This is a genomic window from Pseudomonas azadiae (assembly GCF_019145355.1).
In the GTDB taxonomy this organism is placed as follows: Bacteria; Pseudomonadota; Gammaproteobacteria; order Pseudomonadales; family Pseudomonadaceae; genus Aquipseudomonas; species Aquipseudomonas azadiae.
Genome location: NZ_JAHSTY010000001.1, coordinates 1,884,676 through 1,899,746, shown reverse-complemented (window position 1 = coordinate 1,899,746; position 15,071 = coordinate 1,884,676). Strand labels below are relative to the sequence as shown.

Below are 15,071 nucleotides of genomic sequence, written 5' to 3'. Positions count from 1 at the left end.
GGAAAACTCCTTGGTAAACAAAGAGTTATGCGAGATTCGACAGCGACCTGCTTCAGTTCATCGAAGCCTGGAAGGAGTTGGTAGAGCGGTGTTGTTTGGCTCTATTAACGTTTCGATCTTCTCGGTCGAAAGCGGAGAAAAAGAGGTGTTGACAGCAGCGTGTAACGCTGTAGAATTCGCCTCCCGCTAACGAGAGATCGGAAGCGCAAGTGGTTGAAGTTGTTGAAGAATTCTTCGAAAACTTCTGAAAATAATCACTTGACAGCAAATGAGGCTGCTGTAGAATGCGCGCCTCGGTTGAGACGAAAGATCTTAACCAACCGCTCTTTAACAACTGAATCAAGCAATTCGTGTGGGTGCTTGTGGAGTCAGACTGATAGTCAACAAGATTATCAGCATCACAAGTTACTCCGCGAGAAATCAAAGATGTAACCAACGATTGCTGAGCCAAGTTTAGGGTTTCTTAAAAACCCAAAGATGTTTGAACTGAAGAGTTTGATCATGGCTCAGATTGAACGCTGGCGGCAGGCCTAACACATGCAAGTCGAGCGGTAGAGAGAAGCTTGCTTCTCTTGAGAGCGGCGGACGGGTGAGTAATGCCTAGGAATCTGCCTGGTAGTGGGGGATAACGTTCGGAAACGGACGCTAATACCGCATACGTCCTACGGGAGAAAGCAGGGGACCTTCGGGCCTTGCGCTATCAGATGAGCCTAGGTCGGATTAGCTAGTTGGTGAGGTAATGGCTCACCAAGGCAACGATCCGTAACTGGTCTGAGAGGATGATCAGTCACACTGGAACTGAGACACGGTCCAGACTCCTACGGGAGGCAGCAGTGGGGAATATTGGACAATGGGCGAAAGCCTGATCCAGCCATGCCGCGTGTGTGAAGAAGGTCTTCGGATTGTAAAGCACTTTAAGTTGGGAGGAAGGGTTGTAGATTAATACTCTGCAATTTTGACGTTACCGACAGAATAAGCACCGGCTAACTCTGTGCCAGCAGCCGCGGTAATACAGAGGGTGCAAGCGTTAATCGGAATTACTGGGCGTAAAGCGCGCGTAGGTGGTTTGTTAAGTTGGATGTGAAATCCCCGGGCTCAACCTGGGAACTGCATTCAAAACTGACTGACTAGAGTGTGGTAGAGGGTGGTGGAATTTCCTGTGTAGCGGTGAAATGCGTAGATATAGGAAGGAACACCAGTGGCGAAGGCGACCACCTGGACCAACACTGACACTGAGGTGCGAAAGCGTGGGGAGCAAACAGGATTAGATACCCTGGTAGTCCACGCCGTAAACGATGTCAACTAGCCGTTGGGAGCCTTGAGCTCTTAGTGGCGCAGCTAACGCATTAAGTTGACCGCCTGGGGAGTACGGCCGCAAGGTTAAAACTCAAATGAATTGACGGGGGCCCGCACAAGCGGTGGAGCATGTGGTTTAATTCGAAGCAACGCGAAGAACCTTACCAGGCCTTGACATCCAATGAACTTTCCAGAGATGGATTGGTGCCTTCGGGAACATTGAGACAGGTGCTGCATGGCTGTCGTCAGCTCGTGTCGTGAGATGTTGGGTTAAGTCCCGTAACGAGCGCAACCCTTGTCCTTAGTTACCAGCACGTCATGGTGGGCACTCTAAGGAGACTGCCGGTGACAAACCGGAGGAAGGTGGGGATGACGTCAAGTCATCATGGCCCTTACGGCCTGGGCTACACACGTGCTACAATGGTCGGTACAGAGGGTTGCCAAGCCGCGAGGTGGAGCTAATCCCACAAAACCGATCGTAGTCCGGATCGCAGTCTGCAACTCGACTGCGTGAAGTCGGAATCGCTAGTAATCGCGAATCAGAATGTCGCGGTGAATACGTTCCCGGGCCTTGTACACACCGCCCGTCACACCATGGGAGTGGGTTGCACCAGAAGTAGCTAGTCTAACCTTCGGGAGGACGGTTACCACGGTGTGATTCATGACTGGGGTGAAGTCGTAACAAGGTAGCCGTAGGGGAACCTGCGGCTGGATCACCTCCTTAATCGACGACATCAGCTGCTCCATAAGTTCCCACACGAATTGCTTGATTCATTGAAGAAGACGATAAGAAGCAGCCCGAAATTGGGTCTGTAGCTCAGTTGGTTAGAGCGCACCCCTGATAAGGGTGAGGTCGGCAGTTCGAATCTGCCCAGACCCACCAATTTTGTGTGGGAAACGCCTGTAGAAATACGGGGCCATAGCTCAGCTGGGAGAGCGCCTGCCTTGCACGCAGGAGGTCAACGGTTCGATCCCGTTTGGCTCCACCACTACTGCTTCTGACGTTATGAAAGCTTAGAAATGAGCATTCCATCGTGATGATGGTGAATGTTGATTTCTAGTCTTTGATTAGATCGTTCTTTAAAAATTTGGGTATGTGATAGAAAGATAGACTGAACGTTACTTTCACTGGTAACGGATCAGGCTAAGGTAAAATTTGTGAGTTCTCTTAATCGAGAAATTCGAATTTTCGGCGAATGTTGTCTTCACAGTATAACCAGATTGCTTGGGGTTATATGGTCAAGTGAAGAAGCGCATACGGTGGATGCCTTGGCAGTCAGAGGCGATGAAAGACGTGGTAGCCTGCGAAAAGCTTCGGGGAGTCGGCAAACAGACTTTGATCCGGAGATGTCTGAATGGGGGAACCCAGCCATCATAAGATGGTTACCTTACACTGAATACATAGGTGTATGGAGCGAACCAGGGGAACTGAAACATCTAAGTACCCTGAGGAAAAGAAATCAACCGAGATTCCCTTAGTAGTGGCGAGCGAACGGGGACTAGCCCTTAAGTGGCTTTGAGATTAGCGGAACGCTCTGGAAAGTGCGGCCATAGTGGGTGATAGCCCTGTACGCGAAAATCTCTTAGTCATGAAATCGAGTAGGACGGAGCACGAGAAACTTTGTCTGAATATGGGGGGACCATCCTCCAAGGCTAAATACTACTGACTGACCGATAGTGAACTAGTACCGTGAGGGAAAGGCGAAAAGAACCCCGGAGAGGGGAGTGAAATAGATCCTGAAACCGTATGCGTACAAGCAGTGGGAGCCCACTTTGTTGGGTGACTGCGTACCTTTTGTATAATGGGTCAGCGACTTATTTTCAGTGGCGAGCTTAACCGAATAGGGGAGGCGTAGCGAAAGCGAGTCTTAATAGGGCGTCTAGTCGCTGGGAATAGACCCGAAACCGGGCGATCTATCCATGGGCAGGTTGAAGGTTGGGTAACACTAACTGGAGGACCGAACCGACTACCGTTGAAAAGTTAGCGGATGACCTGTGGATCGGAGTGAAAGGCTAATCAAGCTCGGAGATAGCTGGTTCTCCTCGAAAGCTATTTAGGTAGCGCCTCATGTATCACTGTAGGGGGTAGAGCACTGTTTCGGCTAGGGGGTCATCCCGACTTACCAAACCGATGCAAACTCCGAATACCTACAAGTGCCGAGCATGGGAGACACACGGCGGGTGCTAACGTCCGTCGTGAAAAGGGAAACAACCCAGACCGTCAGCTAAGGTCCCAAAGTTATGGTTAAGTGGGAAACGATGTGGGAAGGCTTAGACAGCTAGGAGGTTGGCTTAGAAGCAGCCACCCTTTAAAGAAAGCGTAATAGCTCACTAGTCGAGTCGGCCTGCGCGGAAGATGTAACGGGGCTCAAACCATACACCGAAGCTACGGGTATCACGCAAGTGATGCGGTAGAGGAGCGTTCTGTAAGCCTGTGAAGGTGAGTTGAGAAGCTTGCTGGAGGTATCAGAAGTGCGAATGCTGACATGAGTAACGACAATGGGTGTGAAAAACACCCACGCCGAAAGACCAAGGTTTCCTGCGCAACGTTAATCGACGCAGGGTTAGTCGGTCCCTAAGGCGAGGCTGAAAAGCGTAGTCGATGGAAAACAGGTTAATATTCCTGTACTTCTGGTTATTGCGATGGAGGGACGGAGAAGGCTAGGCCAGCTTGGCGTTGGTTGTCCAAGTTTAAGGTGGTAGGCTGAGATCTTAGGTAAATCCGGGATCTTAAGGCCGAGAGCTGATGACGAGTCGTCTTTTAGACGACGAAGTGGTTGATGCCATGCTTCCAAGAAAAGCTTCTAAGCTTCAGGTAACCAGGAACCGTACCCCAAACCGACACAGGTGGTTGGGTAGAGAATACCAAGGCGCTTGAGAGAACTCGGGTGAAGGAACTAGGCAAAATGGCACCGTAACTTCGGGAGAAGGTGCGCCGGTGAGGGTGAAGGACTTGCTCCGTAAGCTCATGCCGGTCGAAGATACCAGGCCGCTGCGACTGTTTATTAAAAACACAGCACTCTGCAAACACGAAAGTGGACGTATAGGGTGTGACGCCTGCCCGGTGCCGGAAGGTTAATTGATGGGGTTAGCTAACGCGAAGCTCTTGATCGAAGCCCCGGTAAACGGCGGCCGTAACTATAACGGTCCTAAGGTAGCGAAATTCCTTGTCGGGTAAGTTCCGACCTGCACGAATGGCGTAACGATGGCGGCGCTGTCTCCACCCGAGACTCAGTGAAATTGAAATCGCTGTGAAGATGCAGTGTATCCGCGGCTAGACGGAAAGACCCCGTGAACCTTTACTATAGCTTTGCACTGGACTTTGAATTTGCTTGTGTAGGATAGGTGGGAGGCTTTGAAGCGTGGACGCCAGTTCGCGTGGAGCCAACCTTGAAATACCACCCTGGCAACTTTGAGGTTCTAACTCAGGTCCGTTATCCGGATCGAGGACAGTGTATGGTGGGTAGTTTGACTGGGGCGGTCTCCTCCTAAAGAGTAACGGAGGAGTACGAAGGTGCGCTCAGACCGGTCGGAAATCGGTCGTAGAGTATAAAGGCAAAAGCGCGCTTGACTGCGAGACAGACACGTCGAGCAGGTACGAAAGTAGGTCTTAGTGATCCGGTGGTTCTGTATGGAAGGGCCATCGCTCAACGGATAAAAGGTACTCCGGGGATAACAGGCTGATACCGCCCAAGAGTTCATATCGACGGCGGTGTTTGGCACCTCGATGTCGGCTCATCACATCCTGGGGCTGAAGCCGGTCCCAAGGGTATGGCTGTTCGCCATTTAAAGTGGTACGCGAGCTGGGTTTAGAACGTCGTGAGACAGTTCGGTCCCTATCTGCCGTGGACGTTTGAGATTTGAGAGGGGCTGCTCCTAGTACGAGAGGACCGGAGTGGACGAACCTCTGGTGTTCCGGTTGTCACGCCAGTGGCATTGCCGGGTAGCTATGTTCGGAATAGATAACCGCTGAAAGCATCTAAGCGGGAAACTAGCCTCAAGATGAGATCTCACTGGAACCTTGAGTTCCCTGAAGGGCCGTCGAAGACTACGACGTTGATAGGTTGGGTGTGTAAGCGCTGTGAGGCGTTGAGCTAACCAATACTAATTGCCCGTGAGGCTTGACCATATAACACCCAAGCAATTTGACGACTCTAACGAGCATCAGATTGCGGTGTGTGAAGACGAGATGAACCGAAAGTTCGACGCTCACAAAACACCGAAAGCTGTCACATACCCAATTTGCTGAAGCGAGGCCATCTGGTCACGACTCAGTACCCGAATTTCTTGACGACCATAGAGCATTGGAACCACCTGATCCCATCCCGAACTCAGCAGTGAAACGATGCATCGCCGATGGTAGTGTGGGGTTTCCCCATGTGAGAGTAGGTCATCGTCAAGATTAAATTCCGAAACCCCATTTGCGAAAGCAGATGGGGTTTTGTTTTGGGCGGTCGAAAAGACATCTAACATCCCAGTTCCGCCAATAACAGCACACAGTGCTAAAGTCGCACCCTCGATTTTGCTTTTCCCAAGGAAGCCGTTATGCCGGACGCGACGTCCCTCAGTGCTGGATTCATGGTGGTTCACGGCAACCGCCTGGACGAACTGCGCAGCCTGGTGGTCAGCTGGATGCGTCGCTATCCCCTGGCGCCTCTGGAAAACGAAATTGCCCTGGTACAAAGCAACGGTATCGCCCAATGGCTCAAGTTGGCGTTGGCTGAAGATCCGGAAGATGACGACATGGGCGGCTGCGGCATCGCTGCAGCAATCGACGTGCAACTCCCCGGCAGCTTCATGTGGCAGCTCTACCGCATGGTCTTGGGCCGTGACGAAATCCCGGCAAAGTCCCTGCTCGATAAAGCTCCTCTGACCTGGCGCCTGATGCGCCTGCTCCCGGAGCTCATTGATCAACCACATTTTGAACCGCTGCAGCGCTTCCTCACCCACGACACAGACCTGCGCAAACGCTACCAACTCGCTGAGCGCCTGGCTGACCTGTTCGACCAATACCAAGTCTACCGCGCCGACTGGCTGGAAGACTGGGCAGCCGGTCGCCACCAGCTGCGCAACGGCCGAGGCGAGTCCAAACCGCTCAACCCCGCCAACTGCTGGCAAGCCGAACTGTGGCGCGCGCTGCTGCTGGATGTAGGTGAAAAAGGCATGGCCCAAAGCCGCGCCGGCGTTCACCAACGTTTCATCGAACGCATCAATACGCTTGAGACAGCCCCCATGGGCCTCCCATCCCGGGTTATCGTCTTCGGCATTTCCTCGTTGCCGGCCCAGGCGCTTGAAGCCCTCGCCGGTCTTGCGCGCTTCAGCCAAGTCCTGCTCTGCGTGCACAACCCGTGTCGCCACCATTGGTCCGACATCGTTGCCGACAAAGACCTGCTGCGTAACGAATACAAACGCCAGGCGCGTAAAGCCGGCATGCCCGTCACCATAGACCCGCAAACCCTGCATCAGCACGCGCACCCGTTGCTGGCTGCCTGGGGCAAACAAGGTCGTGACTACATCAGCTTGCTGGACAGCTACGACGATCCGAATAGCTACCGCGCAGCCTTCCGCGATGGTCGTATCGACCTGTTCAGCGACAGCGAACCCACCACACTGCTCAATCAGCTCCAGGACGATATCCTCGAACTGCGCCCACTCAATGAAACCCGCGAGCTATGGCCCGCCGTCGACCTGGAAAGTGACACCTCCATCCGCTTCCACATCGCCCACAGCGCCCAACGCGAAGTGGAAATCCTTCACGACCAATTGCTCCAGCGCTTCAGTGCCGACCCCACGCTGCGCCCCCGGGACATCATCGTCATGGTCCCCGATGTCGACAGCTACGCACCGCACATCCGTGCCGTCTTCGGTCAGCTTGAGCGCAATGACTCACGCTTAATCCCGTTCACCCTTACCGACCAGGGCCAACGCGGCCGCGATCCCCTGCTGATCGCCGTCGAGCACCTGCTGAAACTCCCCGACAGCCGCTTCCCCGTCAGCGAAATCCTCGACCTGCTCGACGTTCCGGCCTTGCGCGAACGCTTTGCCATCAAGGAGCGTGACCTGCCCACGTTGCACCGTTGGATCGAAGGCGCCGGCATCCGCTGGGGCCTCAACGCCGAACAGCGCGCCGGCCTGGGCCTGCCAACGGAACTGGAGCAAAACAGCTGGCGTTTCGGCTTGCGCAGAATGCTGCTTGGCTACGCCGTAGGCACAGGTGCTACCTGTGACGGCATTGAGCCCTACGACGAAATCGGTGGCCTCGACGCGGCCCTGATCGGTCCGTTGGTCGCCTTGCTCGACGCACTCAACGACGCCCATCAAGCGCTGTCGCAACCCGCAGCTCCACAGGCGTGGGGCGAACGCTTGCAACGCCTGATGCAACTGTTCTTTTTGCCGAGCAGCGAACACGACGATTATCTGCTGGGCCAACTCGAGCAACTGCGCGAAACCTGGCTGGAAACCTGCGAGTCCGTAGGCCTTCAGGACGAGTTACCCCTCACTGTAGTCCGTGAAGCCTGGCTGGCGGGTCTGGACCAAGGCCGCCTTTCACAACGCTTCCTCGCCGGTGCGGTCAATTTCTGCACCTTGATGCCCATGCGTGCAATCCCGTTCAAGCTCGTTTGCCTGCTTGGCATGAACGATGGTGATTACCCGCGCGCCCAACCACCGCTGGACTTCGACCTGATGGGCAGCGACTATCGCCCCGGCGACCGTTCACGCCGAGAAGACGACCGTTATCTGCTGCTCGAAGCCCTGCTTTCAGCCCGCGACCAGCTCTACGTCAGCTGGGTGGGCCGTAGCATCCGCGACAACAGCGACCGCCCGGCCTCGGTATTGATCGGCCAACTGCGCGACCATCTCGCCAGTGGCTGGCATCACGCAAACAGCGACCAGCCGCTTATTGACGCCATGACCCAAGAACATCCGTTGCAACCGTTCAGCGCCCGCTATTTCCATGAAGGCGATGCGCTATTCAGCTACGCTCGCGAATGGCAATTGCTCCACGAAGCATCCGACGCCGTCCCGATACAACACGACCTGACCCCGCACGAACAGGAAGAGCCCCTGAGCCTCGGCCAGTTACAGGACTTCCTGCGCAACCCGGTCAAACACTTCTTCAGCCAGCGGCTGAAAGTATTCTTCGAAGCCGCCGAAGTGCCGCTGGCCGACGAAGAACCCTTCGTTCTCGACGCACTGCAGCGCTACAACCTGAGTGACAGCCTGCTGAACGCTGCACTCACCCAGCCTGATCAACCCGGCCACGCCCTCAATGCCCAGGCATTGCGTCTGCAAGGCAGTGGCCTGTTGCCCATGGTCGGTTTCGGTGAATGCCTGCGCAACGAACTGATTGAGCCATTGCCCGATCTGCTGCACCGCTATCAACAATTACTGGTCCTTTGGCCCACCCCGCACACCGCTGCCGAACCGGTCAGTTTTGAGCATCAGGGTATTCAGTTGGAAGGCTGGATCAGCGGTCTGCATCGGCGCAGTGATGGCGGCCTGCTAAGCGTCACCACTATTCCCAACAGCATTGGCTCGATCAAGACCCGCAAGTGGCATCGACTGATTCGCCCGTGGGTCAATCATGTGGTGGCCTGCGCCTGCGGCCTGCCGTTGAGTACCGGCCTGGTGGCCAGCGACGACACCTTGTTGCTGCCTCCTCTGGAGAAACCCGTTGCCCAGGAAATCCTCGGCCATCTGCTGCTCGCCTGGCACACCGGCATGAGTAAACCGCTGCCTGTGGCCGTCAAAACCGCTTTTGCCTGGCTCGGCCAAACCGATCCAGGCAAAGCCCAGGCAGCAGCCTGTAAAGCCTACGAAGGCGATGGCCTGACCACCGACGGCGAACGTCGCGAAACGCCGGCGCTCACCCGGCAATTTCCCGACTACGCCGCGCTGGTCGCGAGCGAAGAATTCGAAGGCTGGTGCGAAACCCTGTACCGCCCACTGATCAACGCCCCTTGGCGATCCCTCACCAGCGAGGCCTGCGCATGATCGGTAAACCCTTGGCCCTGGCCTTCCCGCTCAAAGGCAGCCAGCTGATCGAAGCCAGCGCCGGCACGGGCAAGACGTTCACCATCTCTGCGCTTTACCTGCGCCTGGTGCTCGGCCATGGTGGCGACCCATCAGGCTTTGGCCGTGAGCTGTTGCCGCCGCAAATCCTGGTTGTGACGTTCACCGACGCCGCCACCAAGGAGCTGCGCGAACGCATCCGCATTCGCCTGGCTGAAGCCGCACGCTTTTTCCGCGAAGAAATCGAACAACCCGACGCCCTGATCGCTGACCTGCGCGACGACTACCCAGTCGAACAATGGCCCGCCTGCGCCAACCGGCTGGACATCGCCGCGCAATGGATGGACGAAGCCGCCGTCTCGACCATCCACAGTTGGTGCCAGCGCATGCTGCGCGAACACGCCTTCGACAGCGGCAGCCTGTTCACCCAAACCCTGGAAACCGACCATAGCGACTTGCTTGGCGAAGTGCTGCGTGATTACTGGCGATTGTTCTGCTACCCGATGCACGACGACGCGCTTAACTGGGTGCGCAACAACTGGGGTGGCCCGGCCGCCTTGATGCCGCGCGTACGCGCGTTGTTCGGCAGCGAACGGCCCACCGATGAGACCCGCGAGCCGGCCGAACTGATCACGGCTTGCCTGCAAGAGCGTCGCGAAGCGCTCACAACTCTCAAGGCGCCTTGGCTGCAATGGGCCGCCGAGCTACGCGACCTCTGCCTGCAAGCGGTCGCCGCCAAAGCCGTCGACGGACGCAAGATGCAAGCACGTTACTTCGAACCCTGGTTCGAGAAGATCAGCGCATGGGCCGCTGACGAATCCCTGGAACAACTGGACATCGGCACCGGCTTCATTCGCCTGACGCCCGACGGCATGGCCGAAGCCTGGAAGGGTGAGCCACCGCGGCATCCCGGTATCGGCGCCATGGCCGGCCTCAAGCAGGCCCTTGATGCGCTGCCGACGCCCGACGCCGCCGTGTTGCAACACGCCGCCGGCTGGGTGGGCAAACGCTTCGAAGAAGAAAAACGCCGCCGCGCCGAAATGGGCTTCGACGACATGCTTATTCGTCTCAATGCCGCGCTGCAAGCCGATGGAGGCGAACGCCTGGCCAGTGTGATTCGCGAGCAATTCCCGGTGGCCTTGATCGACGAGTTCCAAGACACCGACCCCGTGCAATACAGCATCTTCGACAGTATTTACCGCATCGAAGAAAACCACCTCGACAGCGGCCTGTTCCTGATTGGCGACCCCAAGCAGGCGATCTATGCCTTCCGTGGCGCTGACATCTACACCTACCTGCGCGCCCGCCAGTCCACCACCGGCCGCCACCACACGCTGGGCACCAACTTCCGTTCCAGCCATGCGATGGTCGAGGCGGTGAACCATGTGTTCCAGCGCGCGGAAAAAGGCCGTGGCGCGTTCCTGTTCCGCGAGCCGGAGGGCGAGAACCCGGTGCCGTTCCACTCGGTGTTGTCCCAAGGCCGCAAGGAACACTTGCAGGTCAACGGCCAGACGCTGCCGGCGCTGAACCTCTGGCACTTGTCCACCGATCAGCCTGTTTCCAACCTGGTTTATCGTCAGCAACTCGCGGCGGCCTGCGCCACACATATTGTTGAGTTGCTCAACGGCGGACAGCAAGGCACTGCCGGTTTCCTGCAGCCGGACGCGAGCTTCAACGGCGTGCTTCCTTCAGATATCGCCATCCTCGTTCGCGACGGCAAAGAAGCCCAGGCCGTGCGCGCCGAATTGGCCGCACGTGGCGTACGAAGTGTCTACCTGTCTGACAAAGATTCGGTGTTCGCGGCCCAGGAAGCTCACGACCTGCTGGCCTGGCTCAAGGCATGCGCCGAACCGGATGTCGAACGCCCGCTGCGCGCCGCCCTGGCCTGCGTCACGCTGAACCTGTCACTGCCGGAACTGGAGCGTCTGAATCAGGACGAACTCGCGTGGGAAAGCCGCGTCATGCAGTTCCGTGGCTACCGCGCAATCTGGCGCACCCAAGGCGTGCTGCCGATGCTGCGTCGTCTGCTGCACGACTTCAAACTGCCGCAAACCCTGATCGCGCGCAGTGACGGCGAACGGGTGCTGACCAACCTGCTGCACCTCAGCGAACTGCTGCAGCAGGCAGCCTCCGAACTGGACGGCGAACAGGCGCTGATCCGCCATTTGGCCGAGCACCTGGCGCTATCAGGCCAGGCCGGAGAGGAACAAATCCTGCGCCTGGAAAGCGACGAGCAACTGGTCAAGGTGGTGACTATCCACAAATCCAAAGGCTTGGAATACAACCTGGTCTTCCTGCCTTTCATCTGCTCAGCCAAACCGGTCGATGGCAGTCGCTTGCCCCTGCATTACCACGACGAACACGGCAAATCCCAAGTCAGCCTGCGCCCTACGCCTGAGTTGACCGCCCAGGCCGACGACGAGCGCCTCGCCGAAGACCTGCGCCTGTTCTATGTCGCGTTGACCCGCGCCAAACATGCGTGCTGGCTCGGCATCGCCGACCTCAAGCGCGGCAACAGCAGCAGTTCCGTACTGCACCTGTCGGCACTGGGCTATTTGCTGGGCGCCGGTGCCTCGTTGGGAGAATCCGCCGGCCTGGCGCGCTGGCTGCTGGACCTGCAGGAAGGTTGCGCCGCAATCGATTATGCCCAGGTGCCCGAAGCGCAAGACGTCCTCTTTCACCCGCCGCGCAACGACGCCACGCTGCGAGCGCCCTTGCTGCCCAAACGCAAGGCCGCCGAAAACTGGTGGATTGCCTCCTACAGCGCCTTGCGCATCGGCGACAGCATGAGCGCGGCAAGTCCCGAAGCGCCGGAAAGCCCACAAGCCCAGAAGCTGTTCGATGACGAGCGCCTCGACCCCGACGCACCGCGTGAAGTGGCGGCGTCCGGCGGCGACATTCACCGTTTCCCACGCGGGCCCAACCCCGGGACCTTCCTCCACGGCTTGCTGGAATGGGCGGGTGAAGAGCGTTTCAACGTCACCCCCGAGGCTATCGAAAAAGCCGTGGGCGCCCGCTGCAACCGCCGTAACTGGGAAGGCTGGATCATCACCCTCAGCAGTTGGCTCGGCCATCTGCTGCAAGCGCCATTGCCTGTGGATAACGGCCACGTCGCCCTCAGCGGTTTGCAGCAGTACCAGATCGAAATGGAGTTCTGGTTCGCCAGCCATAAGGTCGACGTGCTGGCCCTCGACAAGCTGGTGTGCCAATACACCCACAACGGCGTGTCGCGCGTTGCCGCCGAACCGGTGCTGCTCAACGGTATGTTCAAGGGTTTCATCGACCTGACCTTCGAGCATGACGGCCGCTACTACGTGGCCGATTACAAATCCAACTGGCTTGGCCCCGACGATTCGGCCTACACACACGACGCCATGGAACAGTCGATCCTTGAGCATCGGTACGACCTGCAATACGTGCTTTACCTGCTGGCTCTGCACCGCCAGCTCAAGGCGCGACTGCCCGACTATGACTACGAGCGCCATGTCGGCGGCGCGCTGTACCTGTTCCTGCGCGGTACCCAGTCCGCCAGCCAGGGGGCGTATTTCACCCGGCCGCCACGGGAATTGATCGAAGGCCTGGACCTGCTGTTCCAGGGCAAGCCCATACCGCCCAAGGTTGAGCCCGCCTGGGAACAAGGAGTGTTGCTATGAGCTTGTCGCCGTTACCGCTCGAGGAACTGGCGCCTCTGAGCCGCGCCGCCGACCTGGTGCAACTGCTGGAACGTTGGGTCGATCGCGGATGGTTGCGCGCCCTGGACAAAGCCTTCGTCGGCTTTCTGCACGAACTTGATCCACAGGCCGATCCTTTGGTGCTGTTGGCGGCGGCGCTGACCAGCCACCAATTGGGCCATGGCCACGTTTGCCTCGACGTGTTCGAAACCCTCAAGGCGCCGGATTTCGCCCTGTCTCTGCCGCCAGAGGGTGACCTGCAAACCGGGGCCATGCTGTTGCCCTCGCAGTTGCTGGATGGACTCGATGGCGCCCATTGGTGCCATGCGCTGGCCTCAAGCCGCCTGGTCGCGCTGGCCGTGGACGGCAGTGAGTCCGCCCAAAGCCGCCCGTTGGTGCTGTCCGGCAAGCGCCTGTACCTGCGCCGCTACTGGACCTACGAGCGACGCATCGACACCGCCTTGCGCCTGCGTCTCGCCACCCGGGAAACCGTCGCCGCCGATTTACCGCAGCGCCTGAACAGTTTGTTCGACCAACCGCCGCCCGACGGCGTGATCGACTGGCAAAAGCTCGCCTGCGCCCTGGCCACTCGCGGTGCCTTCAGTATCGTCACCGGCGGCCCCGGCACCGGCAAGACCACCACCGTGGTGCGCTTGCTCGCGCTGTTGCAGGCGCCGGCCGTGGAAACCGGCAACCCGTTGCGCATCCGTCTGGCGGCGCCCACCGGTAAAGCGGCCGCACGGCTCACCGAGTCCATCAGCCAGCAAGTGCTGTCGCTGCAAGTGCCGCAGAGCGTCAAGGAAAAAATCCCGACCCAGGTCACCACCGTCCACCGCCTGCTGGGCAGCCGTCCGGGCACGCGGCACTTTCGCCATCACGTCGGCAACCCGCTGCCCCTGGATGTGCTGGTGGTGGACGAAGCGTCGATGATCGACCTGGAAATGATGGCCAACCTGCTCGACGCCTTGCCGGCCCATGCACGCCTGGTGCTGCTGGGGGACAAGGACCAACTCGCGTCGGTCGAGGCGGGCGCCGTGCTCGGCGATCTGTGCCGCGACGCCGAAGCGGGCTGGTACAGTCCCGACACTCGCCAGTGGCTGCAAGCTGTCAGCGGCGAAGACCTCAGTGGCAGCGGCTTGCATGAGGATCTCGACGCCAGCCACCCTTTGGCTCAGCAAGTGGTGATGCTGCGTTACTCGCGCCGTTTCGGCGAGGGCAGCGGCATCGGCCAACTGGCGCGTTGGGTCAACCAGCAAAACGCCGAAGAGGCGCGCAGGCTGCTGGCCGCTGGCAGCCACAGCGACCTGTTCTGCATCGGTCTCAAGGGCGAGCACGATCATGCGCTGGAGCGTCTGGTGCTGGACGGGCAGGGCAGCGACGGCGCCCAAGGTTATCGTTACTACCTCAACCTGTTGCAAAGCGCGCGCCCCGGGCCCGACACCCCGCGCGAAGACTCCGCCTGGACCCAGTGGGCGCAGCAACTGCTGCAAGCCTTTGATGCGTTCCAACTGCTGTGCGCGGTGCGCAAAGGCCCTTGGGGCGTGGAAGGCCTGAACTTGCGCATCACCGCCGCCTTGCGCAAGGTGCGGCTGATCGAAGGCGACGAGCACTGGTATGAAGGCCGCCCCGTGTTGATGACCCGCAACGATTACGGCCTGGGCTTGATGAATGGCGACATCGGTATCGCCCTCAAACTGCCCGAAAGCGACGGCGGCCCGCAGGTGCTGCGCGTGGCCTTTCCGCGGAACGATGGCCAGGGCGGCGTGCGCTTTGTGTTGCCCAGCCGTTTGAATGATGTGGAAACCGTGTACGCCATGACCGTGCACAAATCCCAGGGCTCGGAATTTACCCACACGGCGTTGATCCTGCCGGATGCGCTGAACCCGGTGCTCACCAAGGAATTGATCTACACCGGCATCACCCGGGCCAAGCGCTGGTTCAGCCTGATCGAGCCCCGTGGCGGCGTGTTTGAAGAAGCGGTGCGGCGCAAGGTCAAGCGCTTGAGTGGCTTGATGCTGGAGTTGGAGCAGCCGTCAGAAATGTCCGACGCTGTGCTATCGTTGCGGCATCCACCCGAACACACCTGAGAGT

General features: G+C 58.4%; 3 protein-coding genes, 2 tRNA genes and 3 rRNA genes. All 8 read left to right on the top strand.

Annotation, left to right across the window (positions count from 1 at the left end):
* The first annotated feature begins 483 nt into the window (after nt 1–483).
* The 8 genes from KVG91_RS08555 to recD all read left to right on the top strand — a co-directional run bounded on the left by KVG91_RS08555 (nt 484) and on the right by recD (nt 15,067).
* Nucleotides 484–2,020, top strand: a 16S ribosomal RNA gene (locus tag KVG91_RS08555).
* A gap of 82 nt (nt 2,021–2,102) precedes the next feature.
* Nucleotides 2,103–2,179: transfer RNA gene (locus KVG91_RS08550), tRNA-Ile, on the top strand.
* Between the two features lie 30 nt (nt 2,180–2,209).
* Nucleotides 2,210–2,285: transfer RNA gene (locus KVG91_RS08545), tRNA-Ala, on the top strand.
* 248 nt (nt 2,286–2,533) lie between these two features.
* A 23S ribosomal RNA gene (locus KVG91_RS08540) occupies nt 2,534–5,425 on the top strand.
* A 157-nt stretch (nt 5,426–5,582) separates the two neighbouring features.
* Nucleotides 5,583–5,698, top strand: a 5S ribosomal RNA gene (gene rrf, locus KVG91_RS08535).
* Together the 16S, 23S and 5S rRNA genes with 2 tRNA genes alongside form the textbook arrangement of a ribosomal RNA operon.
* Nucleotides 5,699–5,841: 143 nt before the next feature.
* Nucleotides 5,842–9,291, top strand: coding sequence for an exodeoxyribonuclease V subunit gamma (gene recC, locus KVG91_RS08530; protein ID WP_169377786.1), 3,450 nt, complete (start codon nt 5,842–5,844; stop codon nt 9,289–9,291).
* Nucleotides 9,288–12,962, top strand: a complete 3,675-nt coding sequence (recB, locus tag KVG91_RS08525) for an exodeoxyribonuclease V subunit beta (RefSeq protein ID WP_169377785.1) — start codon at nt 9,288–9,290, stop codon at nt 12,960–12,962. Before recC ends, recB begins: the two co-directional genes overlap by 4 nt.
* On the top strand, nt 12,959–15,067 hold the full coding sequence (gene recD / locus KVG91_RS08520) for an exodeoxyribonuclease V subunit alpha (protein WP_169377784.1): 2,109 nt from the start codon (nt 12,959–12,961) through the stop codon (nt 15,065–15,067). The genes recB and recD overlap by 4 nt, the downstream gene beginning before the upstream one ends.
* The last annotated feature ends 4 nt before the right edge of the window (nt 15,068–15,071 follow it).